Here is a 24,984-nt window from a genome sequence, read left to right on the forward strand (position 1 = left end):
GCATGTCCGGTTCCGCCCCTCGGCCGAACCGGGCAACGCGGCCTGCGCCGGTCGGACGCCGAAAGCGGCCGGACACCTGATCGTGCCCGCCCCCACCGGGGCGGAACCGTCCGGTCAGGTGCCGTCACCGCTGCTTCCGGCACCTGGAATCCGGGCCGGATGCCGTAACCCGAGGTCGGTACGCCGTGCACCCCGACCGCCCTCACGCGCCCGTGTCGCCTCCGTCACCGGACGTACGTCCCGCCCGTACCCGCAGCTCAGTGGCAGACGCGCAGCTCGTGCGCCGCGTGCCCGTCGGGCTCCAGCTGGAAGGTGCAGTGCTCCACGTCGAAGTGGTCGCCGAGGCACGTCCGCAGCTCGTGCAGCATCTTCTCGTGGCCGATGGTGTCGAGCGCCTCGGCTCCGACGACCACGTGCGCGGAGAGCACCGGCAGCCCCGAGGTGATCGTCCAGGCATGCAGATCGTGGACGCCCTCGACTCCCGGCAGCGCACGAATGTGCGAGCGCACCGCGGCCATGTCGACGTCCTCGGGCGCCGCCTCCAGGAGCACGTTCAGCGTCTCCCGCAGCAGCTTCCACGTACGAGGAACGATCATCAGGCCGATGACGATCGAGGCGACCGGGTCGGCGGCCTGCCAGCCCGTGGTCAGGACCAGGACGGCGGAGACCAGCACCGCCAGCGAGCCCAGCGCGTCCGCGGCGACCTCCAGGAACGCACCGCGTACGTTCAGGCTCTCTTTCTGGCCGCGCATGAGCAGCGACAGCGAGATCATGTTCGCGACCAGACCGATCAGGCCGAACACCGCGGTCAGTCCGCCCTCGGTCTCCGTCGGGGTCACGAAGCGCTGGACCGCCTCGTACAGGACATAGCCGCCCACCCCGAGCAGCAGCAGACAGTTCGCGAGCGCGGCGAGGATCTCGGCGCGGGCGTACCCGAAGGTGCGGTTTCCGCTCGGCGGGCGGCCCGCGAAGTGGATCGCGAGCAGCGCCATGGCGAGGCCGAGCGCGTCCGTCGCCATGTGCGCCGCGTCCGCGACGAGCGCGAGCGAGTTCGCGACGATCCCGCCGACGATCTCGACCACCATGACGGTGAGCGTGATCCACAGCGCGACGCGCAGCCTCCCGCGGTACGCCGCTGCCGCCGTGCCCCCACCCCCGCCGTCGGCGCCGTGCGCATGCCCGTGACTGTGACCGGCCCCCATGAGAACCACCCTCCGAGATCGCCCCGACGCCCTGTCGGCGATCTCCAGTGAACTACGGGTGGGGGGTATGTGCAACGCGGTACTGAACACCGTTGTCATATGCTCTGACCTGCGGAAACGGTCCGCAGGTCAGAGCGGGGGCCCGATGGTCCCGTGGGGCCTCCGGCGGGTCATCCGGAGTGGTGCAGCCGCCAGCCCTCCCAGGCCGACTCGACCATCTCGCGCACCCCGCGGCGCGCGGTCCACTCCAGCTTCTCGGCGGCCAGCGCGGCCGAGGCGACCGCGCGCGGGGCGTCGCCCGCCCGGCGCGGCTCGACGAGTGCCGGACGGCTGTCACCGCTGACCTCGCCGATGAGCGTCACGAGCTCGCGCACCGAAACCCCCTCGCCGCGGCCGATGTTGACCGTCAGGTCGCCCGTCCCGCTCCCGGCACCCGCCGAGGTCAGCCGCCGGGCCGCCGCGAGATGTGCCTCGGCGAGGTCGGCGACGTGGATGTAGTCGCGTACGCAGGTGCCGTCCGGCGTCGGATAGTCGTCGCCGAAGATCCGCGGGGCCTCGTCACGGGTGAGCCGGTCGAAGACCATCGGGACCACGTTGAAGACCCCGGTGTCCGCCAGCTCGGGCGTGGCCGCGCCCGCCACGTTGAAGTAGCGCAGGCAGACCGTCGCGATGCCGTGCGCGCGGCCCGCCGCCCGGACCAGCCACTCACCGGCGAGCTTCGTCTCGCCGTAGGGGTTCACCGGGACGCAGGGGGTGTCCTCCGTGATGAGATCCACATCCGGGTTGCCGTAGACGGCGGCGGAGGAGGAGAAGAGGAAGCGCTCGATGCCCGCCCCGGCGACCGCCTCCAGGAGCGTGGCGAGCCCTCCGACGTTCTCCTGGTAGTAGCGCGTGGGCTGGGCCACGGACTCGCCGACCTGCTTGCGCGCGGCCAGGTGCACCACACCCGTCACCGCGTGCTCGGCGAGCACCCGCTTCAGCAGTTCCCCGTCCAGCGACGAGCCCTGGACCAGAGGGATGTCGTCGGGCAGTCGCGCGGGGACGCCGGCCGAGAGGTCGTCCAGCGCGATCACGCGCTCCCCGGCCCCGGTCATGGCACGCACCACGTGTGCCCCGATGTATCCAGCTCCGCCTGTGATCAGCCATGTCATGGACGCCAACCCTATGCCGGTCCCGCGCGGTCGGATCGGCGCGCGGGCGTGAGGTGGGGCAAGCGACCACAAGAACCATGACGGGAGCTATGCCATGAATTGCGGTGGAATCAGCCGTGGTTTGTGGGCCGGGGCCCGGATCCCCGATGATGATCGCGGCGGACGCGGCACAGCAGACCCTGTTGATCGGGCCGTGAACGGCCGGTGAACGGTCCGTTCCCATCATCCGATAGCCTCTGCCGACACGCCGCCCGGCCGTTCCTGGCCTGGGGCGCCCCCCACCACGCACATGCCCGGCGTCGGCGTACGCCGGAACCCAGAGGAGTGAGTTCGTCTGTCGACCGCCATCCTCACCGGTCAGCCGGTCCCCGGGTCGTCGCTCGAGAACGATCTCCGGTCGCTCGGCTTCGACGTACGGGTCGCCACTGACGCGGCCGACGCCGAGACACTCCTCGCCGCCGTCCCGGCAGACCAGCGGGTCGCCGTCGTCGACGCCCGTTTCGTGGGGCACGTCCACGCGCTGCGGCTCGGCCTGACCGACCCGCGCTTCGACGCCGCCGCGATCCCCGGTGCCGTCACCGCCCGGCCCGCGGCCCGTCCGGCGCTGACCCGCGCGCTGCGCACCGCCTCCGACGACGCCTCGAACGGCTCGGTGGTGGTCGGCATCCTCGCCGAGCGGATCGCGGAGGTCCTCGACACCGACCTGCACCGCCCCGAGCTCGGCGAACTCGTCGCCGAGGTCCCGAGGGACCCGCAGGCCCGCAACGAGGCCCGGCAGGCCGTCACCGTCGTGGACGACGAGGCGATCCGGCTGCGTACGGCCGTGAAGTCCCGCGACGGCTTCTTCACGACGTACTGCATCAGCCCGTACTCCCGCTACCTCGCCCGCTGGTGCGCCCGCCGCGGCTTCACGCCGAACCAGGTCACCACGGCCTCGCTGATCACCGCGCTGATCGCGGCGGGCTGCGCGGCGACCGGCACCCGCGCCGGCTATGTCGCCGCCGGGCTGCTGCTCCTCTTCTCCTTCGTCCTCGACTGCACGGACGGCCAGCTCGCCCGGTACTCCCTGCAGTACTCCACGCTCGGCGCCTGGCTCGACGCGACCTTCGACCGCGCCAAGGAGTACGCCTACTACGCGGGCCTCGCCCTCGGCGCGGCCCGCGGTGGCGACGACGTCTGGGCGCTCGCCCTCGGCGCGATGGTCCTGCAGACCTGCCGGCACGTCGTCGACTTCTCCTTCAACGAGGCGAACCACGACGCCACCGCCAACACCAGCCCCACCGCGGCTCTTTCGGGACGGCTCGACAGCGTCGGCTGGACGGTCTGGCTGCGCCGCATGATCGTGCTGCCCATCGGCGAGCGCTGGGCGATGATCGCCGTCCTCACGGCTGTCACGACGCCCCGCATCACCTTCTACGTGCTGCTGATCGGCTGCGCCTTCGCGGCGACGTACACGACCGCGGGCCGGGTGCTCAGGTCCCTGACCCGCAAGGCACAGCGCACCGACCGGGCCGCCCAGGCCCTGGCCGACCTCACCGACTCCGGTCCGCTCGCCGAGTTCCTGGCCCGCCTGACGCGCGGAGTGCGCGTCAGCGGCCCGGCCGCCGTCGCCCTGATCGCCGGTGCGCTCGTCGTGGGCGCCTCCTGGCTTTCCCCGTACGGCAGTTGGTGGCCCGTCCTGGGCGCCGGCGTGTACGTCCTGCTGTCGCCCGTGGCCCTCCAGCGGCCCCTGAAGGGCGCCCTGGACTGGCTGGTTCCGCCGTTCTACCGGGCGGCCGAATACGGGACCGTTCTGGTACTGGCGGCCAAAGCCGATGTGAACGGAGCCCTTCCCGCGGCTTTCGGGCTGGTGGCGGCCGTCGCCTACCATCACTACGACACGGTGTACCGCATCCGCGGCAACGCCGGCGCGCCGCCGCACTGGCTGGTGCGGGCGATCGGCGGGCACGAAGGCAGGACGCTGCTGGTCACCGTCCTGGCCGCGCTGCTCACCGCCACAGATTTCAAGGTCGCGCTCACGGCTCTCGCCGTGGCCGTGGCGCTCGTGGTGCTCGTCGAGAGCATCCGCTTCTGGGTGACCGCCCACAAACTCGGCGCACCCGCCGTACACGATGAAGGAGAACCCGCATGATCGGCCTCGTGCTGGCTGCCGGCGCCGGACGGCGTCTGCGCCCCTACACCGACACCCTGCCCAAGGCACTGGTGCCGGTGGGACCCGAGGGCAACGAGGACAGCATCACCGTGCTCGACCTCACGCTCGGCAACTTCGCCGAGATCGGCCTGACCGAGGTCGCGATCATCGTCGGTTACCGCAAGGAAGCCGTCTACGAGCGTCGCGAGGCGCTGGAGCAGAAGTACGGCGTCAAGATCACGCTGATCGACAACGACAAGGCCGAGGAGTGGAACAACGCCTACTCCCTGTGGTGCGGCCGTGACGCCATCAAGCACTCGGTGATCCTCGCCAACGGCGACACCGTGCACCCGGTCTCCGTCGAGAAGACCCTGCTCGCCGCCCGCGGCGACGGCAAGAAGATCATCCTCGCCCTCGACACGGTGAAGTCCCTCGCCGACGAGGAGATGAAGGTCGTCGTCGGCCCCGAGGGCGGCATGACCAAGATCACCAAGCTGATGGACCCGGCCGAGGCGACCGGTGAGTACATCGGCGTCACCCTCATCGAGGGCGACGCGGCCGACGAGCTCGCCGACGCGCTGAAGACGGTCTTCGAGACCGACCCCCAGCAGTTCTACGAGCACGGCTACCAGGAGCTCGTGAACCGCGGCTTCCGCATCGACGTGGCCCCCATCGGCGACATCAAGTGGGTCGAGATCGACAACCACGACGACCTCGCCAAGGGACGTGAAATCGCGTGCCAGTACTGACGAGGCTCATCCCCTCGCCGGTCGTCGTCGACATCCGTCCGGGGGCCCTGGACGACCTGGCGAGTGTCCTCGCCGACCAGCGCATCTCGCACTCCGGCAAGCTGGCCGTCGCGATCAGCGGCGGCTCGGGAGCCAAGCTGCGTGACCGGCTGGCCCCGGCGATGCCGGGCGCCGACTGGTTCGAGGTCGGCGGCGGCACCCTGGACGACGCGATCAAGCTCGCCGACGTCATGAAGAAGGGGCACTACGACGCTGTCGTCGGCCTCGGCGGCGGCAAGATCATCGACTGCGCGAAGTTCGCCGCGGCACGCATCGGCCTCCCGCTGGTCGCCGTCGCGACGAACCTCTCGCACGACGGTCTGTGCTCGCCGGTCGCGACCCTGGACAACGACGCGGGCCGCGGTTCCTACGGTGTGCCGAACCCGATCGCGGTCATCATCGACCTCGACGTGATCCGTGAGGCCCCTGTCCGCTTCGTGCGCTCCGGCATCGGCGACGCCCTGTCCAACATCTCCGCGGTCGCGGACTGGGAGCTGGCCAACCGCGAGAAGGGCGAGGCGATCGACGGCCTGGCCGCCGCGATGGCCCGCCAGGCCGGCGAGGCCGTGCTGCGGCACCCGGGCGGGGTCGGCGACGACGCCTTCCTGCAGGTGCTCGCCGAGGGCCTGGTCCTCACCGGCATCTCCATGTCGGTCGCGGGCGACTCCCGCCCGGCGTCCGGCGCCTGCCACGAGATCAACCACGCCTTCGACCTGCTCTTCCCCAAGCGGGCTGCCAGCCACGGCGAGCAGTGCGGCATGGGCGCGGCCTTCGCGATGCACCTGCGCGGGGCCCGTGAGGAGTCCGCGTACATGGCGGAGGTCCTCCACCGCCACGGCCTCCCCGTGCTCCCGGAGGAGATCGGCTTCACCGTGGAGGAGTTCGTCCAGGTCGTGGAGTTCGCTCCGTCGACCCGGCCGGGCCGCTACACGATCCTCGAACACCTCGACCTGTCCACCGACCAGATCAGGGACGCATACGCCGACTATGCAAAAGCCATCGGTAGCTGAGCTCCGCCCGGTCGTTCACCCTCCGGGTGTGAAGGACCGGCGGAGCGGCGAGCACTGGGGAGGCCGGCTCTACATGCGCGAGATCTCGCTGCGCATCGACCGGCACCTGGTGAACACCCGGGTCACGCCCAACCAGCTGACCTACGTGATGACCGTCTTCGGCGTGCTCGCCGCCCCGGCCCTGCTGGTGCCGGGCATCCCGGGCGCCCTGCTCGGCGTACTGATGGTCCAGCTGTATCTGCTGTTCGACTGCGTCGACGGCGAGATCGCCCGCTGGCGCAAGCAGTACTCGATGACCGGGGTGTACGTCGACCGCGTCGCCGCCTACCTGTGCGACGCCGCGGTCCTGGTCGGCTTCGGCCTGCGCGCCGCGGACCTGTGGGGCACCGGACGGATCGACTGGCTGTGGGCCTTCCTCGGCACCTTGGCCGCCCTCGGCGCCATTCTGATCAAGTCCGAGACCGACCTCGTCGGTGTCGCCCGGCACCAGACCGGCAAGGAGCCGGTCCAGGAATCGGCGTCCGAGCCGCGCTCCTCCGGCATGGCGCTGGCCCGCCGGGCCGCCGGCGCGCTCAAGTTCCACCGGCTCGTCCTCGGCATAGAGGCCTCCCTGCTGATCCTGGTCCTCGCGGTCCTGGACACGGTCAGGGACGACCTGTTCTTCTCGCGGCTCGGCGTCGCGGTCCTGGCCGGTATCGCGATGCTGCAGACCGTGCTGCACCTGGTGTCCATCCTCGCTTCGAGCAGGCTGAAGTGAGCACGGCCATGAAGGTCGGCGCGGTGATCATCACCATGGGCAACCGCCCCGACGAACTCCGTGCCCTCCTCGACTCGGTCGCCAAGCAGGACGGCGACCCGGTCGAGGTGGTCGTGGTCGGCAACGGCTCGCCCGTACCGGACGTCCCCGCGGGCGTACGGACGGTCGAGCTGGCCGAGAACCTCGGCATCCCCGGCGGACGCAACGTCGGCATCGAGGCGTTCGGCCCCGGCGGCACCGACGTGGACGTCCTTCTCTTCCTGGACGACGACGGCCTCCTGGCGAACCACGACACGGCGGAGCTCTGCCGGCAGGCCTTCGAGGCGGACCCGGAGCTCGGCATCATCAGCTTCCGCATCGCCGACCCCGAGACCGGGGTCACCCAGCGCCGCCACGTACCCCGGCTGCGCGCCTCCGACCCGATGCGCAACTCGCGCGTCACGACCTTCCTCGGCGGCGCCAACGCCGTCCGTACGAAGGTGCTCGGCCAGGTCGGCGGACTGCCCGACGAGTTCTTCTACGCCCACGAGGAGACCGACCTCGCCTGGCGTGCCCTCGACGCGGGCTGGATGATCGACTACCGCTCGGACATGGTGCTGTACCACCCCACGACCGCACCCTCGCGGCACGCGATCTACCACCGGATGGTCGCCCGCAACCGTGTCTGGCTGGCCCGTCGCAATCTGCCCGCGCCGCTGGTTCCCGTGTACCTCGGCGTGTGGATGCTGCTGACCCTCGCCCGTCGCCCCTCCCGCCCCGCGCTGAAAGCCTGGTTCGGTGGTTTCAAGGAGGGCTGGACCAGTCCGTGCGGCCCCCGGCGCCCCATGAAGTGGCGTACGGTATGGCGCCTGACCAGACTGGGCCGGCCACCCGTCATCTGACAAGCTCGAAATCTGAGAGCATTCGGGCCGTACCCCGGTCCCTGGCTTTGGCCTACGCCCGACCAGGCTGCGTATCTTGAGGACGAAAGTTTCCACTTGTGAGTGAGACAACGCATGACGGTGGTGTCGCGGTGAGCGCCCCTCCGTCGCCCGATGAAGGGCTCTCCGCGGCGGACCTCGCCGCCAAGTACGGGCTTGCCGTCAGCGGCGCCCGGCCCGGACTCGTCGAGTACGTCCGCCAGCTCTGGGGACGGCGTCACTTCATCCTTGCCTTCTCGCAGGCGAAGCTGACCGCCCAGTACAGCCAGGCCAAGCTCGGCCAGCTCTGGCAGGTGGCCACACCGCTGCTGAACGCACTCGTGTACTTCCTGATCTTCGGCCTGATCCTGGGCGCCGACCGCGGCATGCCCCAGGAGGTCTACATCCCGTTCCTGGTGACGGGCGTCTTCGTCTTCACCTTCACGCAGAGCTCGGTGATGGCGGGCGTCCGCGCGATCTCCGGGAACCTCGGCCTGGTCAGGGCGCTGCACTTCCCGCGCGCCGCGCTGCCGATCTCGTTCTCGCTGCAGCAGCTCCAGCAGCTGCTCTTCTCGATGATCGTGCTGTTCGTCGTGGCGGTCGGCTTCGGCAGCTACCCGGGCCTGTCCTGGCTCCTGATCGTCCCGGTGCTCGCCCTGCAGTTCCTCTTCAACACCGGCCTCGCGTTGATCATGGCCCGGATGGGCGCCAAGACCCCGGACCTCGCGCAGCTCATGCCGTTCGTGATGCGTACGTGGATGTACGCGTCCGGCGTGATGTTCTCGATCCCCGTGATGCTGGAGAAGCACCCCGCCTGGATCGCCGACATCCTCCAGTGGAACCCGGCCGCCATCTACATGGACCTGATGCGCTTCGCGCTGATCGACGGTTACGGTTCCGAGAACCTGCCCCCGCACGTGTGGGCGGTCTCGGCCGGCTGGGCCCTCCTCGTCGCCGTCGGCGGATTCGTGTACTTCTGGAAGGCTGAGGAGCGCTACGGCCGTGGCTGAGGAAAACACCGTGGGCCAGATCCCCACCGTCATCGCGGACGAGTTGCACATCGTCTACCGGGTCAACGGCGCCAAGACCGGCAAGGGCAGCGCCACCGCGGCACTCAGCCGCATAATCAAGCGCGGCGAGGACCGTGGCGTCCGCAAGGTGCACGCCGTCCGGGGGGTCTCCTTCAAGGCCTACCGCGGCGAGGCCATCGGCCTGATCGGCTCCAACGGCTCCGGCAAGTCCACCCTGCTGCGGGCCATCGCGGGCCTGCTCCCCGCCGAGAAGGGGCACGTCTACACCGACGGCCAGCCCTCGCTCCTCGGCGTCAACGCGGCACTGATGAACGACCTCACGGGCGAGCGGAACGTCATCCTCGGTGGGCTCGCCATGGGGATGTCCCGCGAGCAGGTCCGGGAGCGCTACCAGGACATCGTCGACTTCTCGGGCATCAACGAGAAGGGCGACTTCATCACCCTGCCGATGCGCACCTACTCCTCCGGCATGGCCGCCCGTCTGCGGTTCTCCATCGCGGCGGCCAAGGACCACGACGTCCTGATGATCGACGAGGCCCTGGCGACCGGCGACCGCTCCTTCCAGAAGCGCTCCGAAGCCCGCATCCGCGAGCTGCGCAAGAGCGCGGGCACGGTCTTCCTCGTCAGCCACAACAACAAGTCGATCCGTGACACGTGCGACCGCGTCCTGTGGCTGGAGCGCGGCGAGCTGCGCCTGGACGGCCCGACCGACGAGGTCATCAAGGAGTACGAGAAGTTCACGGGCAAGTAGCCCGAATCGCCCAGGGCCCCGTCGGAACGTTCCGGCGGGGCCCTGCGTCTGCAAAGGAAACGCCAACTCTGGGCGTCCTTGGGAATCTTGACGCCAATCGGTGTCTTGTTGTGATGTGCAGGACACCCCGACGAGGCATGCCGGGTTGTACAACGTAAGCTGTACCGGTGCTGATTCGCGGCAAGTAGGGCGATAATGCGCGACACCCGGCATAGGGTCTGCTGCGCGGACGCCCGGGCGGCGTGTCCGAAATAGTCTGTATTGGGTCGGCAGTGTAGAACGGGAGATGTGACGGCAATGGCTACGGAAACTCTCCAGCTCAGCTGTGCGCGTGCCGTCTTCGCTTGTGCCGTTCCCGGCCCGGGCAGTGAGCGGTGACGCCAGCCGGGACGGCGCGCGCCGGTGACCCGGAGCGCAGCACCCTGGACAAGGCCACGGACGAGAACTTCCCCGTGGCACCGTTCTTCCTGCCCAGGGCCTGGCGCGCCGACCTGATGGCCGTCTACGGCTTCGCCCGCCTGGTCGACGACATCGGTGACGGAGACCTGGCCCCCGGCGGTGCCGACGCCCGCCTCCTGGGTGTGTCCCCCGAGGAGGCCGAGGACCGGCTGCTCCTCCTCGACGCCTTCGAGACCGACCTCCACAGGGTCTTCGACGCGACCCCGCGCCACCCGCTCCTGCGCCGCCTCCAGCCGACGGTCCGCCGCACCGGGCTCACCCCCGAGCCCTTCCTCGGCCTCATCGCGGCGAACCGCCAGGACCAGCTCGTCAAGCGGTACGAGACCTACGACGACCTCGTCGCCTACTGCGAACTGTCCGCGAACCCCGTCGGCCGACTGGTCCTCTCGGTCACCGGCACCTCGACCCCCGAGCGGGTCCGCCGCTCGGACGCCGTCTGCACGGCACTGCAGATCGTCGAGCACCTCCAGGACGTCGCCGAGGATCTGGACCGCGACCGTATCTATCTGCCCGCCGAGGACATGAAGCGCTTTCATGTCCAGGAGGCGGATCTCGCCACGGCCACGGCAGGCGCATCGGTGCGCGCACTGGTTGCATACGAAGCAGAACGCGCCCTGAACCTCCTGAATGAAGGCACCCCCCTCGTGGGTAGCGTCCACGGCAGGCTGAGGCTGCTGCTCGCGGGCTTCGTTGCAGGAGGAAGGGCGGCAATCCGTGCGATTGCCGCCGCCGAATACGACGTACTTTCCGGCCCGCCCAAGCCCGGCAAGATCCAGTTGCTGCGCGAGGTGGGAGTGACTCTGCGAGGAGAGGGGTGATCCGGACCGTGGAGGCTCCGCCGCACATGTCCGCACCGGTACTCGCCGCATATAGCTACTGCGAGGCGATCACCGGGCAGCAGGCCCGCAATTTCGCGTACGGCATCAGACTGCTGCCGACGCCCAAGCGTCGCGCCATGTCGGCGCTGTACGCGTTCTCGCGCCGCGTCGACGACATCGGGGACGGCACGCTCGCTCCCGACGTCAAGGCCGCGCGCCTCGAAGACACCCGGGCGCTGCTCGCCCGGGTCCGCGACCGCTCCGTGGACGAGGACGACACCGACCCGGTCGCGGTCGCCCTCAGCCACACGGCGGACCACTTCCCGGTCCCGCTCGACGGCCTCGACGAACTGATCGACGGCGTCCTGATGGACGTCCGCGGCGAGACCTACGAGACCTGGGACGACCTCAAGGTCTACTGCCGCTGCGTGGCCGGGGCCATCGGCCGCCTCTCGCTGGGCGTCTTCGGCACGGAACCGGGGGCGCGCGGCGCCGAGCGGGCGCCGGAGTACGCCGACACGCTCGGGCTCGCGCTGCAACTCACCAACATCCTCAGGGACGTTCGCGAGGACGCGGAGGACGGGCGTACCTATCTTCCAGCGGACGACCTGGCGAAATTCGGCTGCTCGGCCGGCTTCGACGGAGCGTATCCACCGGCCGGCTCCGACTTCGCGGGCCTCGTCCACTTCGAAGTGCGACGGGCCCGCGCCCTTTTCGCGGAGGGCTACCGGCTGCTGCCCATGCTGGACCGCCGCAGCGGCGCCTGCGTCGCCGCCATGGCCGGCATCTACCGCCGCCTCCTCGACCGCATCGAGCGCGAGCCGGAGGCCGTCCTGCGCGGCCGCGTCTCGCTGCCCGGCCGGGAGAAGGCGTACGTCGCCGTGCGGGGCCTTTCCGGTCTCGACGCCCGGCACGTCTCGCGCCGAACCATCAGGAGGCGCGCTTGATGGACACTTTGGGCCAAGATGACGCAAGTCCCGGGAAACGGCGCGCAACCCTCCGGTCGGGGACCGCGTCCCTGACTTCAACGGCCGACCGTGCACTGCTCGATCAGCACGGCCCGGCTTCGGGGGAAGGTGCACGATGAACGACACGACGCAGGACGAGGGGCTCGACGCGGATCAGCGGAGCCGCCCGGCGACGGCCGTGGTGGTCGGCGGGGGGCTCGCCGGAATCACCACCGCGCTCGCGCTCGCCGACTCCGGGGTGCGCGTGACGCTGGTGGAGGGCAGGCCGCGCCTCGGCGGGCTGGCCTTCTCCTTCCAGCGCGGCGCCCTCACCGTGGACAACGGCCAGCATGTGTATCTGCGCTGCTGCACCGCGTACCGCTGGTTCCTCGACCGCGTCGACGGAGCAGAGCTTGCTCCCCTGCAGGATCGTCTCGACGTGCCCGTTCTCGACGCGGAGGCGAAACCCGGACGCAGACTCGGCAGAATCGGCCGCACGGCCCTGCCCGTACCGCTGCATCTGGCGAAAAGCCTCGCGACGTATCCCCATCTGTCGCTCGCCGAGCGCGCCAAAGTAGGACGTGCCGCGCTGGCCCTCAAGGGCCTGGACCTCGCGGATCCGGCGCTCGACGCGCAGAACTTCGGCACCTGGCTGGCCGCGCACGGTCAGTCGGAGCGTGCCATCGAGGCACTGTGGGACCTGGTGGGGGTCGCCACCCTCAACGCGGTGGCCGGCGACTCGTCGCTCGCCCTCGCCGCGATGGTGTTCAAGACCGGTCTGCTGTCCGATCCGGGCGCGGCCGACATCGGCTGGGCTCGCGTCCCGCTGGGTGAACTGCACGACCGGCTGGCCCGCAAGGCGCTCGACTCCGCGGGCGTCCGTACCGAACTCCGGACACGGGTCACCTCCATCTCCCTTCACGAGAACGGGCGTTGGAGCGTTCAGGTTCCCGGCGAGACGCTCGACGCCGACGCCGTCGTGCTCGCCGTACCGCAGCGCGAGGCCCACGATCTGCTGCCCGACGGCGCCCTCGACGCCCCTGAACAGCTCCTCGACATCGGTACGGCGCCGATCCTCAACATCCACGTCGTGTACGACCGCAAGGTGCTCGGTCGGCCGTTCTTCGCCGCGCTCGGCTCGCCGGTGCAGTGGGTCTTCGACCGGACCGAGGCGTCCGGCCTCTCGGACGGCCAGTACCTCGCGCTGTCGCAGTCGGCCGCGCAGGACGAGATCGACGAACCCGTCTCGGCACTGCGCGAGCGGTACCTGCCGGAGCTGGAGCGGCTGCTGCCCGGCACCCGCGGCGCCGAGGTCCGGGACTTCTTCGTGACCAGGGAGCGCACGGCGACGTTCGCTCCGACCCCCGGCGTCGGGCGGCTGCGGCCCGGCGCCCGCACCAAGGCACCCGGCCTCTACCTGGCCGGCGCGTGGACCGCCACAGGGTGGCCCGCGACCATGGAGAGTGCGGTCCGCAGTGGCGTGAGTGCGGCGGACGCCGCGCTGAGCGCCCTGGGCCGGCCCCGCGACCACCTCTTCGAGCTCTTCGAGGAGGCGGCGTGACGCTCGAACTGAGCGCGGCGGGCCCCCGCACCCCCCGTATCACCACAAGAGGAGAGACTGTGCCCACTGTGCCCCCGGCATCGACGGCTGCCGACGCGGTGGACGTGACCGCGCTCCTGGAGCGCGGCCGGACCCTGGCCACTCCGGTACTGAGGGCGGCCATCAACCGCCTCGCCCCTCCCATGGACACCGTCGCCGCCTACCACTTCGGCTGGATCGACGCCGAAGGCAACCCCGCGGAGGGAGACGGCGGCAAGGCCGTACGCCCCGCCCTCGCCGTCATGTCCGCCGAGGCCGCCGGTGCGGCCCCCGAGGTGGGCGTGCCGGGCGCGGTCGCCGTTGAACTGGTGCACAACTTCTCGCTCCTGCACGACGACCTGATGGACGGCGACGAGCAGCGCCGCCACCGTGACACCGTCTGGAAGGTGCACGGCCCCGCCCAGGCCATCCTCGTCGGCGACGCCCTGTTCGCGCTGGCCAACGAGCTGCTCCTGGAGCTCGGCACGGTCGAGGCGGGCCGGGCCACGCGCCGCCTGACCACCGCCACCCGCGCCCTGATCGACGGCCAGGCGCAGGACATCTCCTACGAGCACCGCGACCGGGTCAGCGTCGAGGAGTGCCTGGAGATGGAGGGCAACAAGACGGGCGCCCTGCTCGCCTGCGCCTGCTCCATCGGCGCGGTCCTCGGCGGCGCCGACGACGTCACCGCCGACACCCTGGAGAAGTACGGCTACCACCTCGGCCTCGCCTTCCAGGCCGTCGACGACCTGCTCGGCATCTGGGGCGACCCGGTGGCCACCGGCAAGCAGACCTGGAGCGATCTGCGCCAGCGCAAGAAGTCCCTGCCGGTCGTGGCCGCGCTCGCCGCGGGCGGCCCGGCCTCCGACCGTCTCGGTGAACTGCTCGCCGAGGACGCCAAGAGCAGCGACTTCGAGAACTTCTCCGAGGAGGAGTTCGCCGTACGTGCCGCGCTCATCGAGGAGGCGGGCGGCCGCGAGTGGACCGCCAAGGAGGCGCGCCGCCAGCACACCATCGCCATCGAGGCGCTCGACACGATCCTCATGCCGGACCACGTACGGGCCCAGTTCGTGGAGCTCGCCGACTTCGTCGTCGTACGAAAGAGATGATCACTATCGGTCGAATAAGCCTCGCGTAGTCGCCGGCCGGTGCCGCGGGAGAACGAGCACCGGCCGACGGCGGACCCACAGCAGAGACATGCCACTGCACGAAGGGGAAGCCATGACAGCGACGACCGACGGAAGCACCGGGGCCCTGCCGCCCCGGGCAGCCGCGGCCAGCGAAACCACACAAGTCACGACTCCCGAGGCGGCCGGGACAGTCGACACCCGAGACGCCGCCGAGCGCGCGATACTGCGCGCCACCGACTTCCTGCTCTCCACGCAGGACGCCCAGGGCTGGTGGAAGGGCGATCTCGAGACCAACGTCACGATGGACGCCGAAGACCTGCTGCTGCGCCAGTTCCTGGGGATCCGCGACGAGGCGACCACCCGCGCCGCCGGCCTCTTCATCCGCGGCGAGCAGCGCGAGGACGGCACCTGGGCCACCTTCTACGGCGGACCGGGCGAACTCTCCACCACCATCGAGGCGTACGTCGCCCTGCGGCTGGCCGGTGACGCGCCGGACGAGCCGCACATGGCGAGGGCGTCCGCGTGGATCCGCGAGCGGGGCGGCATCGCCTCGGCCCGGGTCTTCACCCGGATCTGGCTCGCCCTGTTCGGCTGGTGGAAGTGGGACGACCTGCCCGAACTCCCGCCGGAGCTCATCTACTTCCCCAAGTGGGTGCCGCTCAACATCTACGACTTCGGGTGCTGGGCTCGGCAGACCATCGTGCCGCTCACCGTCGTCTCGGCGAAGCGTCCGGTACGGCCCGCGCCGTTCCCCCTCGACGAGCTGCACACCGACGCGGACAACCCGAACCCGGTCAAGCCCCTTGCCCCCGTGGGCAGTTGGGACGGGGTCTTCCAGCGGCTCGACAAGGCCCTGCACACCTACCGCAAGGTCGCACCGCGCCGACTCCGCAGGGCCGCGATGAACACCGCCGCCCGCTGGATCATCGAGCGGCAGGAGAACGACGGCTGCTGGGGAGGCATCCAGCCGCCCGCCGTGTACTCGATCATCGCGCTGCACCTGCTGGGCTACGACCTCCAACACCCGGTGATGCGCGAGGGGTTGGCGTCCCTCGACCGGTTCACCGTCTGGCGCGAGGACGGGGCCCGGATGATCGAGGCCTGCCAGTCGCCGGTGTGGGACACCTGCCTGGCGACCATCGCGCTCGCCGACGCGGGCGTGCCCGCCGACCACCCGCAGCTGGTGAAGGCCGCGGACTGGATGCTCGGAGAGGAGATCGTCCGCCCGGGGGACTGGGCGGTCAAGCGGCCCCATCTGCCGCCTGGCGGCTGGGCGTTCGAGTTCCACAACGACAACTACCCCGACATCGACGACACCGCCGAGGTCGTCCTCGCGCTGCGCCGCGTCAAGCACCACGACCCGGAGCGCATGGAGAAGGCCATCGGACGCGGGGTGCGCTGGAACCTCGGCATGCAGTCGAGGAACGGCGCGTGGGGCGCCTTCGACGTCGACAACACCAGCCCCTTCCCCAACCGGCTGCCGTTCTGCGACTTCGGCGAGGTCATCGACCCGCCCTCCGCCGACGTCACCGCGCACGTCGTGGAGATGCTCGCGGTCGAGGGACTGTCCCACGACCCGCGCACCCGCCGCGGCATCGAGTGGCTGCTCGCCGAACAGGAGGCGAACGGCTCCTGGTTCGGCCGCTGGGGCGTCAACTACGTATACGGAACCGGGTCGGTGGTGCCCGCGCTGGTCGCCGCCGGACTGCCCGGATCGCATCCCGCGATCCGCCGGGCCGTGGCGTGGCTGGAGACCGTGCAGAACGACGACGGCGGCTGGGGCGAGGACCTGCGCTCCTACGACGACGTCGCCGAGTGGAGCGGGCGTGGCGCCTCGACCGCCTCCCAGACCGGGTGGGCGCTGCTGGCGCTGCTCGCGGCTGGGGAGCGCGACTCCAAGGCCGCCGAGCGCGGTGTCGCCTGGCTCGCGGAGACCCAGTTGGCGGACGGCTCCTGGGACGAGCCGTACTTCACCGGTACGGGGTTCCCGTGGGACTTCTCGATCAACTACCACCTCTACCGGCAGGTCTTCCCGCTCACCGCGCTGGGCCGGTACGTCAACGGCGAACCGTTCGCCGACCGGCAGGGCGCCTTCGGCAGGGCGAGCTGATGAGCACGACACCGGGCGCCGCCCCGCTGCTGATCGCCTGCGCGCTCGGCATCGAGCAGCTCGCCCTGCGCACCGGCGGCGACCGGGGCGGCGCCGACGGTCCGGTCACCGTGCTGCGTACGGGCATGGGGCCGGGTGCCGCCGAACGGGCGGTCACCCGGGCTCTGGCCCGCCCCGCGCTGAGCGGGGCGGCCGTCCTGGCCACGGGCTTCTGTGCCGGGCTCGCCCCCGGCATGCACCCGGGGGACCTGGTCGTCGCCGACGAGACCCGGGACCCGCGGGGCACCACGCCCTGCGTGGGCACCGAACTGCTCGTCAAGGAACTGGCACGCGCCCTGCCCGGGCGCACCGTCCACACGGGGCCGCTCACCGGCTCCGATCACGTCGTCCGCGGTCAGGAACGGTCGGAACTGCTCGCGACCGGCGCGATCGCGGTCGACATGGAGTCGGCGGCCACGCTCCACAGCGCCGTCCGCGCGGGCATGCGCCCGGTTGCGGCCGTCCGGGTGGTCGTGGACGCTCCAGAACATGAACTCGTCCGGATCGGCACGGTGCGCGGTGGAATATCAGCCTTCCGCGTTCTTCGTGCCGTTCTTCCAGCTTTCTTCGAATGGCACCGTTCTTTGCTGCTCCCCAGGAGGTGAGCCAGATGGCCATGCCGCTCCGCCAGACCATCAAGGTCGCGACGTATCTCTTTGAACAGAAACTGCGCAAGCGGGACAAGTTTCCGCTGATCGTCGAGCTTGAACCGCTCTACGCCTGCAATCTGGCATGCGAGGGCTGCGGCAAGATCCAGCACCCGGCCGGAGTGCTCAAGCAGCGCATGCCGGTGGCCCAGGCCGTCGGGGCGGTGCTGGAGTCCGGCGCGCCGATGGTGTCCATCGCCGGCGGCGAACCCCTGATGCACCCGAAGATCGACGAGATCGTGCGGCAGCTGGTGGCCAGGAAGAAGTACGTCTTCCTGTGCACCAACGCCATGCTGATGCGCAAGAAGATGGACAAGTTCACGCCCTCGCCGTACTTCGCGTTCGCCGTGCACATCGACGGCCTGAAGGAGCGGCACGACGAGTCCGTCGCGAAGGAGGGTGTGTTCGACGAGGCCGTGGCGGCCATCAAGGAGGCCAAGAAGCGGGGCTTCCGGGTCACCACCAACTCGACCTTCTTCAACACCGACACCCCGCAGACGATCATCGAGGTACTCAACTTCCTCAATGACGACCTGAAGGTGGACGAGATGATGATCTCGCCCGCGTACGCCTACGAGAAGGCGCCCGACCAGGAGCACTTCCTGGGCGTCGAGCAGACCCGCGAACTGTTCAAGAAGGCCTTCGCGGGCGGCAACCGGCGGCGCTGGCGGCTCAACCACTCCCCGCTCTTCCTGGACTTCCTGGAGGGCAAGGTCGACTTCCCGTGCACGGCGTGGGCGATCCCCAACTACTCGCTCTTCGGCTGGCAGAAGCCCTGCTACCTGATGAGCGACGGGTACGTCACCACGTACCGGGAACTCATCGAGGACACCGACTGGGACTCGTACGGCCGCGGCAAGGACCCGCGCTGCGCCAACTGCATGGCGCACTGCGGCTACGAGCCGACCGCGGTCCTGGCCACCATGGGCTCCCTCAAGGAGTCCCTGCGGGCCGCCCGCGACACCGTCTCCGGAAACCGCGGGTGACGTCATGACCGCCATCTCCTTGGGCCTCCCCGAGGTACCGGTCCGGCCGATCGCGGAGCGCCGCGTATCGCGGCAGATCCAGGTCGGACCGGTGGCGGTCGGGGGCGGGGCACCCGTGTCCGTCCAGTCGATGACGACGACGCGTACGTCGGACATCGGCGCCACCCTGCAGCAGATCGCCGAACTCACCGCGTCCGGCTGCCAGATCGTCCGTGTCGCCTGTCCCACACAGGACGACGCGGACGCGCTGGCCACCATCGCGCGCAAGTCGCAGATCCCGGTGATCGCGGACATCCACTTCCAGCCGAAGTACGTGTTCGCCGCGATCGAGGCGGGCTGCGCGGCGGTCCGCGTGAACCCGGGCAACATCAAGCAGTTCGACGACAAGGTGAAGGAGATCGCGCGGGCCGCGAAGGACCACGGCACGCCGATCCGGATCGGGGTCAACGCCGGTTCGCTGGACCGGCGGCTGCTCCAGAAGTACGGGAAGGCCACGCCCGAGGCGCTCGTGGAGTCGGCGCTGTGGGAGGCGTCGCTCTTCGAGGAGCACGGGTTCCGGGACATCAAGATCTCGGTCAAGCACAACGACCCGGTCGTGATGGTCAACGCCTACCGGCAGCTGGCGGCCCAGTGCGACTACCCGCTGCACCTCGGCGTGACCGAGGCGGGCCCGGCCTTCCAGGGGACCATCAAGTCCGCGGTGGCCTTCGGGGCGCTGCTCGCCGAGGGCATCGGGGACACCATCCGGGTCTCCCTGAGCGCACCGCCCGCCGAGGAGTGCAAGGTCGGCATCCAGATCCTGGAGTCGCTCAATCTCAGGCAGCGGCGGCTGGAGATCGTCTCCTGTCCCTCCTGCGGGCGGGCCCAGGTCGACGTCTACAAACTGGCCGACGAGGTCACGGCCGGCCTGGAGGGCATGGAAGTGCCCCTCCGTGTCGCGGTCATGGGCTGCGTCGTCAACGGACCGGGAGAGGCCAGGGAGGCGGACCTGGGGGTCGCCTCCGGCAATGGCAAGGGCCAGATCTTCGTCAAGGGCGAGGTCATCAAGACCGTGCCCGAGTCGAAGATCGTGGAGACCCTCATCGACGAGGCGATGAAGATCGCCGAGCAGATGGAGGCGGACGGCGTCGCGTCAGGCGAGCCGGAGGTCACGGTGCCGGGGCAACCCACCGTCACCGCGAGTTAGCTGCAGCACGGACCGAGAGGGGGCCGAGCGTGACGATTCTGGAGAGCATCCGGGGACCACGCGACCTGAAAGCGCTGTCCGAGGCGGAGATAGGTCAACTGGGCGACGAGATCCGGGAGTTCCTGGTGCACGCGGTCGCCAGGACCGGCGGTCATCTGGGGCCCAACCTGGGGGTGGTGGAACTCTCCATCGCGCTCCACCGGGTCTTCGAGTCGCCGGTCGACCGCATTTTGTGGGACACCGGCCATCAGAGCTACGTACACAAGCTGCTGACGGGACGTCAGGACTTCTCCAAGCTGCGCGGCAAGGGCGGCCTCTCGGGCTACCCGTCGCGTGAGGAGTCCGAGCACGACATCATCGAGAACAGCCACGCGTCCACCGCGCTCGGCTGGGCCGACGGGCTCGCCAAGGCCCGCCAGGTGCAGGGGGAGAAGGGGCACGTCGTCGCGGTCATCGGCGACGGCGCCCTCACCGGCGGCATGGCGTGGGAGGCGCTGAACAACATCGCGGCGGCCAAGGACCGGCCGCTCATCATCGTCGTCAACGACAACGAGCGCTCGTACTCGCCGACCATCGGCGGTCTCGCGAACCATCTGGCGACCCTGCGGACCACCGACAGCTACGAGAAGGTCCTGGCCTGGGGCAAGGACGTGCTGCTGGGCATGCCCGTCGTCGGCGGCACCCTCTACGAGTCGCTGCACGGCGCGAAGAAGGGGTTCAAGGACGCGTTCGCGCCGCAGGGCATGTTCGAGGACCTGGGGCTGAAGTACGTGGGCCCGATCGACGGGCACGACGTGGGCGCGGTGGAGTCGGCGCTGCGGCGCGCGAAGCGCTTCCACGGGCCCGTACTCATCCACTGTCTGACCGAGAAGGGGCGCGGCTACGAGCCCGCGATCGCCCACGAGGAGGACCACTTCCACACCGTCGGCGTGATGGACCCGCTCACCTGCGAGCCCCTCGCGCCCTCCAACGGCCCTTCCTGGACCTCGGTGTTCGGCGACGAGATCGTACGGATCGGGGAGGCGCGCCAGGACGTCGTCGCGATCACGGCGGCCATGCTGCACCCGGTGGGACTCGCGAAGTTCGCGGAGAGGTTCCCCGACCGGGTGTGGGACGTCGGCATCGCCGAGCAGCACGCGGCGGTGTCCGCGGCCGGGCTCGCGACGGGCGGACTGCATCCGGTCGTCGCGGTGTACGCGACCTTCCTGAACCGCGCCTTCGACCAGTTGCTGATGGATGTCGCACTGCATCGCTGCGGAGTGACCTTCGTGCTGGACCGGGCCGGTGTCACGGGAGTTGACGGCGCGTCACACAACGGCATGTGGGACATGTCCATCCTCCAGGTCGTGCCGGGGCTCAGGATCGCCGCGCCGCGCGACGCCGACCAGCTGTGCGCCCAGCTGCGCGAGGCGGTCGCCGTGGACGACGCCCCGACCCTGATCCGGTTCCCCAAGGAGTCGGTGGGGCCGGTCGTTCCGGCGGTCGACCGGGTGGGCGGCCTGGACGTCCTGCATCGCGGCGAGCGGCCCGAAGTGCTCCTCGTGGCCGTCGGCGTGATGGCGCCGGTGTGTCTCCAGGCGGCCGAACTGCTGGAGGCGCGGGGCGTCAACTGCACGGTCGTGGACCCGCGTTGGGTCAAGCCCGTCGATCCCGCGCTGCCCGGCCTCGCCGCCGAGCACCGCCTGGTCGCCGTCGTCGAGGACAACAGCCGGGCGGCCGGCGTGGGCTCGGCGGTCGCGCTCGCCCTCGGGGACGCCGAAGTCGACGTGCCCGTACGGCGGTTCGGGATCCCCGAGCAGTTCCTCGCGCACGCCAAACGGGGTGAGGTGCTCGCCGACATCGGCCTCACGCCGGTCGAGATCGCCGGGCGGATCAGCGCGAGCCTGGCCACTCAGGAGGCGCGCTCGACGGTCACGGAGGCCGAATCCGCGGTCGAGGGGCAGGTCCCCGAGGCGCGGCGGGCTGTGAACGGGAAGGCCGCTGACGGTAAGGCTCCCGCGTCGGGCGGCTCGAAGGCGCGGTCCGCCGGGCAGGGCGCTTCAGGCGCTTCGAGGGCGCAGCCCGCCAGGCAGCGCGTCGCGAAGAGGCAGACCGCCAAGAAGCCGGCGGGCAAGGAGCACGCGTCCAAGGAGAAACAGGAATGACGACCAGCAAGTCCCAGGAGTTCGACCTCACCGGTCTGCTTGCCGAGCGCGGAGCCGAGCGCTACGAGCTGCACGCGAAGCATCTGAACCACCAGCTGCCGCGCATGCTGCACACCATCGGCTTCGACAAGGTCTACGAGCGGGCCGAGGGCGCGTACTTCTGGGACGCGGACGGCAACGAGTACCTGGACATGCTGGCCGGGTTCGGGGTGATGGGCCTGGGCCGCCATCACCCCGTCGTCCGCAAGGCGCTGCACGACGTCCTCGACGCCCAGCTCGCCGACCTCACCCGCTTCGACTGCCAGCCGCTGCCCGGGCTGCTGGCGGAGAAGCTGCTCACGCACAGCCCGCATCTGGACCGGGTGTTCTTCGGCAACAGCGGTACGGAGGCAGTCGAGACCGCGCTGAAGTTCGCCCGCTACGCGACCGGGAAGCCGAGGGTCCTGTACTGCACCCACGCCTTCCACGGTCTGACCACCGGGTCCCTGTCCGTCAACGGCGAGGACGGCTTCCGGGACGGCTTCGCCCCGCTGCTGCCCGACACGGCCGTCCCGCTCGGCGATCTAGACGCGCTGGCAAGGGAGTTGAAGAAGGGCGACGTCGCCGCGCTGATCGTCGAGCCGATCCAGGGCAAGGGGGTGCACGAGTCGCCGCCCGGATATCTGCGCGCCGCACAGGAGTTGCTGCGCAAGCACAAGGCGCTCCTCATCGCGGACGAGGTGCAGACGGGGCTCGGCCGGACCGGGGACTTCTACGCCTACCAGCACGAGGACGGCGTGGAGCCGGACCTGGTGTGCGTGGCCAAGGCACTGTCCGGCGGGTATGTGCCCGTCGGGGCCACCCTCGGCAAGGACTGGATCTTCAAGAAGGTCTACTCGACCATGGACCGCGTCCTCGTGCACTCCGCGAGCTTCGGGGCCAACGCGCAGGCCATGGCGGCGGGCCTCGCCGTCCTCTCGGTCATGGAGAACGAGCAGATCGTCGCCAACGCCCGGGCCACGGGGGAGCAGTTGAAGTCCCGGCTCGCGGCGCTCGTCGACAAGTACGAGCTGCTGAGTGATGTGCGCGGCCGTGGGCTGATGATCGGCATCGAGTTCGGGCGGCCCAAGTCGCTGAAGCTGCGCAGCCGTTGGACGATGCTGCAGGCCGCGCGGAAGGGGCTGTTCGCCCAGATGGTGGTCGTGCCGCTGCTCCAACGGCACCGGATCCTCACCCAGGTCTCCGGCGATCACCTGGAGGTGATCAAGCTGATTCCGCCGCTGGTCGTCGGGGAGCGGGACGTCGACCGGTTCGTGGAGGCCTTCACCGCGGTGATGGACGACGCGCACAGCGGGGGCGGGCTGATGTGGGACTTCGGGAAGACACTGGTGAAGCAGGCGGTCGCCAACCGGTAGGGACCTCTGCCCCAACCGGTAGGGGCCTCTGCCGCGGGACCGGCCTTGTCGCCGCGGGACCGGCCTCGGCGGCGTGGCCCGGCCTGCGCGCCGTGGGCCCGCCTCACTTTTGCCTCTGAGGTAAGAAATTTGCCTCAGAGGTAAGCCTCCGGCTCAATGGAGGCATGAACCCTGTCGAGGGTACGAGCCCTTCCGAGCCGGGGGCGGCCGACGAGCTGCCCGCGGTCGCACCGCAACTGCGTGCCCTGCGGCGCCGTGCCTCCCTCACCCTGGAGTCCGCGGCCCGCGCCGCCGGGCTCTCGCCCGCGCATCTGTCCCGTCTGGAGACCGGACAGCGCCAGCCCTCGCTGCCGATGCTGCTCGCGCTGGCCCGCATCTACGGTACGACCGTCTCCGAGCTGCTCGGCGAGACGGTCGCCGAGCGGGACGCCGTCGTGCGAGCCGACGACATGGAGCCCACCCAGGCCGGTGGCTGGACGTACTGGCAGGCCGGTGCGGCCGGACGCGGCATGCAGTCCCTGCGCGTGCACGTCCCCTACGGAGCCCAGGGCGACATCGTGCGGGTGCACCCCGGCGAGGAGTGGCTGTACGTCCTTGAAGGGCGGCTGCGGCTGCGCCTCGGGGACACCGCGCACGTCCTCGAGCCCGGCGACAGCGCGCACTTCGACTCGCTGACCCCGCACCGGATCGCCGCCGCGGACCGGGACGGGGCCGAACTCCTCTTCGTACACACCCTGCTGCAGAGCCCCACGGCCACGCTGTGCCTCGGGCCGACGACCCCTGGAGAGACGTCATGAAGGACATGGAGGAGAAGTTCCCGCGCGCTCTGTGGGTACGGCTCATCATCTACGTGGCGGTCGGGCACATCTTCGCCGCCTTCATCTACCTGCTGTTCTCGCTCGGAGCGCAGGGGCAGTAGCCGCCGTCTCGAGGGGCGGGAAGCCGGTCAGTCGAGGAACCGCTCCCGCAGGCGCTCGCGGATCTCGGGGGTCACGCCCAGGCCCTGCTCCAGATACGCGTCCACCCCGCCCCACTTCTCCTCGATCGTGTCGAACGCCGCTTCCAGGTACTCGGCGCGCGCGTCGAAGAGGGGGCTGAGCAGCTCCATCACCTCGGGTGAGTACGCCGAGGCGGAGGACTTGCTGCGGTGCACCTTGTAGCGGCGGTGCGTCGCGTTCGACTCCAGGTAGTCCGCGACGATGGCCTCGCGCTCGACGCCCAGGGCGAGCAGGGTGATGGCGATGGAGATGCCGGCGCGGTCCTTGCCCGCCGCACAGTGCATCAGGGCGGGGACGCTGTCCTCGGCCATCGAGTGCAGCACCTGGCGGTGCTCGGCCGTGCGCTCCTGGATTATCGCGCGGTAGGAACCGATCATCCGGTCCGCCGCCTTGCCGTCCCCGAGGATCGAGCGCAACTGGTCGATGTCGCCGTCGCGGACCATCGTCCAGAACTCGGCGCCGTGCGCCGGGTCGGTCAGCGGAAGATTCACGTTCCGCACACCCGGCAGCTCGACGTCCGGTCCTTCGAGCTTCTGGTCGGCCGCATTCCGGAAGTCGAAGATCGTGTGCAGGCCCAGGGACGCGAGGAACGCGGCGTCCGACTCCGTCGCGTGCGCGAGATGGCCGCTGCGGAACAGCCGTCCGTACGCCACGCGTCGGCCGTCCACCGTCGGCAGGCCGCCCACATCACGGAAGTTGCGCACTCCAGCCAGCTCGGGCTCGGTCGACGGGACCTGCTGCGTCACGGGGGCTCCTCCCATTCGGCTGCCGACGCGGCTCGTCGGCGAAGTGCGTTCTCGACGATACGACATCGATTCGTAGGCCAA

22 protein-coding genes and 1 pseudogene are annotated in these 24,984 nt (G+C 70.2%); 20 read left to right on the plus strand and 3 right to left on the minus strand.

What is annotated here, in order from left to right:
- Window positions 1-257: 257 nt before the first annotated feature.
- Window positions 258-1,202 (minus strand): cation diffusion facilitator family transporter, encoded by a 945-nt coding sequence (locus ACN20J_RS41605; protein WP_419667970.1) that lies wholly within the window; start codon window positions 1,200-1,202, stop codon window positions 258-260.
- A gap of 170 nt (window positions 1,203-1,372) precedes the next feature.
- Complete coding sequence (gene galE, locus ACN20J_RS41610; RefSeq protein WP_419667971.1) at window positions 1,373-2,353, minus strand: UDP-glucose 4-epimerase GalE; 981 nt, start codon at window positions 2,351-2,353, stop codon at window positions 1,373-1,375.
- Window positions 2,354-2,687: 334 nt separating this feature from the next.
- Between galE and ACN20J_RS41615 the strand changes: the two genes are divergently transcribed.
- From ACN20J_RS41615 to ACN20J_RS41710, 20 genes and pseudogenes are all read left to right on the plus strand, one after another.
- A complete protein-coding gene (locus ACN20J_RS41615) occupies window positions 2,688-4,484 on the plus strand; it encodes a DUF5941 domain-containing protein (protein ID WP_419669048.1) in 1,797 nt (598 codons plus the stop codon).
- Window positions 4,481-5,233, plus strand: a complete 753-nt coding sequence (locus tag ACN20J_RS41620) for a sugar phosphate nucleotidyltransferase (RefSeq protein WP_190227414.1) — start codon at window positions 4,481-4,483, stop codon at window positions 5,231-5,233. The genes ACN20J_RS41615 and ACN20J_RS41620 overlap by 4 nt, the downstream gene beginning before the upstream one ends.
- The gene (locus ACN20J_RS41625; RefSeq protein ID WP_361999274.1) at window positions 5,221-6,282 is read left to right on the plus strand and encodes an iron-containing alcohol dehydrogenase family protein; all 1,062 of its coding nucleotides are present in this window, start codon (window positions 5,221-5,223) and stop codon (window positions 6,280-6,282) included. Before ACN20J_RS41620 ends, ACN20J_RS41625 begins: the two co-directional genes overlap by 13 nt.
- Window positions 6,260-7,039, plus strand: coding sequence for a CDP-alcohol phosphatidyltransferase family protein (locus ACN20J_RS41630; RefSeq protein ID WP_359712049.1), 780 nt, complete (start codon window positions 6,260-6,262; stop codon window positions 7,037-7,039). Before ACN20J_RS41625 ends, ACN20J_RS41630 begins: the two co-directional genes overlap by 23 nt.
- Entirely contained in the window at window positions 7,036-7,920 is an 885-nt protein-coding gene (locus ACN20J_RS41635) for a glycosyltransferase family 2 protein (RefSeq protein WP_190227417.1), read from the plus strand. The genes ACN20J_RS41630 and ACN20J_RS41635 overlap by 4 nt, the downstream gene beginning before the upstream one ends.
- Window positions 7,921-8,018: 98 nt before the next feature.
- Window positions 8,019-8,948, plus strand: coding sequence for an ABC transporter permease (locus ACN20J_RS41640; protein WP_189839541.1), 930 nt, complete (start codon window positions 8,019-8,021; stop codon window positions 8,946-8,948).
- Window positions 8,941-9,720 carry an ABC transporter ATP-binding protein gene (locus tag ACN20J_RS41645; protein WP_055616162.1) on the plus strand — a complete coding sequence of 260 codons (780 nt, stop codon included), beginning with the start codon at window positions 8,941-8,943 and terminating at the stop codon, window positions 9,718-9,720. The genes ACN20J_RS41640 and ACN20J_RS41645 overlap by 8 nt, the downstream gene beginning before the upstream one ends.
- 374 nt (window positions 9,721-10,094) lie before the next feature.
- Window positions 10,095-10,997: a squalene synthase HpnC gene (gene hpnC, locus ACN20J_RS41650; protein WP_189839540.1), complete on the plus strand. Its 903-nt coding sequence runs from the start codon at window positions 10,095-10,097 to the stop codon at window positions 10,995-10,997.
- Window positions 10,998-11,023: 26 nt separating this feature from the next.
- Window positions 11,024-11,944, plus strand: a complete 921-nt coding sequence (hpnD, locus tag ACN20J_RS41655) for a presqualene diphosphate synthase HpnD (RefSeq protein WP_307887923.1) — start codon at window positions 11,024-11,026, stop codon at window positions 11,942-11,944.
- Complete coding sequence (locus tag ACN20J_RS41660; RefSeq protein ID WP_220451502.1) at window positions 11,944-12,084, plus strand: DUF6380 family protein; 141 nt, start codon at window positions 11,944-11,946, stop codon at window positions 12,082-12,084. The genes hpnD and ACN20J_RS41660 overlap by 1 nt, the downstream gene beginning before the upstream one ends.
- Window positions 12,081-13,505, plus strand: coding sequence for a hydroxysqualene dehydroxylase HpnE (gene hpnE, locus ACN20J_RS41665; protein WP_419667972.1), 1,425 nt, complete (start codon window positions 12,081-12,083; stop codon window positions 13,503-13,505). Before ACN20J_RS41660 ends, hpnE begins: the two co-directional genes overlap by 4 nt.
- On the plus strand, window positions 13,502-14,632 hold the full coding sequence (locus tag ACN20J_RS41670) for a polyprenyl synthetase family protein (protein WP_419667973.1): 1,131 nt from the start codon (window positions 13,502-13,504) through the stop codon (window positions 14,630-14,632). Before hpnE ends, ACN20J_RS41670 begins: the two co-directional genes overlap by 4 nt.
- A gap of 112 nt (window positions 14,633-14,744) precedes the next feature.
- Entirely contained in the window at window positions 14,745-16,763 is a 2,019-nt protein-coding gene (gene shc / locus ACN20J_RS41675; protein WP_189839537.1) for a squalene--hopene cyclase, read from the plus strand.
- A complete protein-coding gene (locus ACN20J_RS41680) occupies window positions 16,763-17,407 on the plus strand; it encodes a 1-hydroxy-2-methyl-2-butenyl 4-diphosphate reductase (RefSeq protein WP_419667974.1) in 645 nt (214 codons plus the stop codon). The genes shc and ACN20J_RS41680 overlap by 1 nt, the downstream gene beginning before the upstream one ends.
- Window positions 17,408-17,412: 5 nt before the next feature.
- Window positions 17,413-18,435, plus strand: a complete 1,023-nt coding sequence (gene hpnH, locus ACN20J_RS41685; RefSeq protein WP_189839535.1) for an adenosyl-hopene transferase HpnH — start codon at window positions 17,413-17,415, stop codon at window positions 18,433-18,435.
- A 4-nt stretch (window positions 18,436-18,439) separates the two neighbouring features.
- On the plus strand, window positions 18,440-19,621 hold the full coding sequence (gene ispG / locus ACN20J_RS41690) for a flavodoxin-dependent (E)-4-hydroxy-3-methylbut-2-enyl-diphosphate synthase (RefSeq protein ID WP_055616154.1): 1,182 nt from the start codon (window positions 18,440-18,442) through the stop codon (window positions 19,619-19,621).
- A gap of 29 nt (window positions 19,622-19,650) precedes the next feature.
- Window positions 19,651-21,528, plus strand: a pseudogene (gene dxs, locus ACN20J_RS41695) (1-deoxy-D-xylulose-5-phosphate synthase); the annotation flags it as partial.
- A gap of 233 nt (window positions 21,529-21,761) precedes the next feature.
- The gene (locus ACN20J_RS41700) at window positions 21,762-23,159 is read left to right on the plus strand and encodes an aspartate aminotransferase family protein (RefSeq protein ID WP_189839534.1); all 1,398 of its coding nucleotides are present in this window, start codon (window positions 21,762-21,764) and stop codon (window positions 23,157-23,159) included.
- Window positions 23,160-23,323: 164 nt separating this feature from the next.
- Complete coding sequence (locus ACN20J_RS41705) at window positions 23,324-23,956, plus strand: helix-turn-helix domain-containing protein (protein WP_189839533.1); 633 nt, start codon at window positions 23,324-23,326, stop codon at window positions 23,954-23,956.
- Window positions 23,953-24,078, plus strand: a complete 126-nt coding sequence (locus ACN20J_RS41710) for a DUF6126 family protein (protein WP_055616152.1) — start codon at window positions 23,953-23,955, stop codon at window positions 24,076-24,078. Before ACN20J_RS41705 ends, ACN20J_RS41710 begins: the two co-directional genes overlap by 4 nt.
- A 27-nt stretch (window positions 24,079-24,105) precedes the next feature.
- Here ACN20J_RS41710 and ACN20J_RS41715 read toward each other — a convergent pair whose 3' ends face one another.
- A complete protein-coding gene (locus ACN20J_RS41715) occupies window positions 24,106-24,903 on the minus strand; it encodes a tyrosine-protein phosphatase (protein ID WP_190227423.1) in 798 nt (265 codons plus the stop codon).
- Between the last annotated feature and the right edge of the window lie 81 nt (window positions 24,904-24,984).

This window comes from Streptomyces sp. 2-1 (genome assembly GCF_048564895.1).
Lineage (GTDB): Bacteria > Actinomycetota > Actinomycetes > Streptomycetales > Streptomycetaceae > Streptomyces > Streptomyces phaeochromogenes.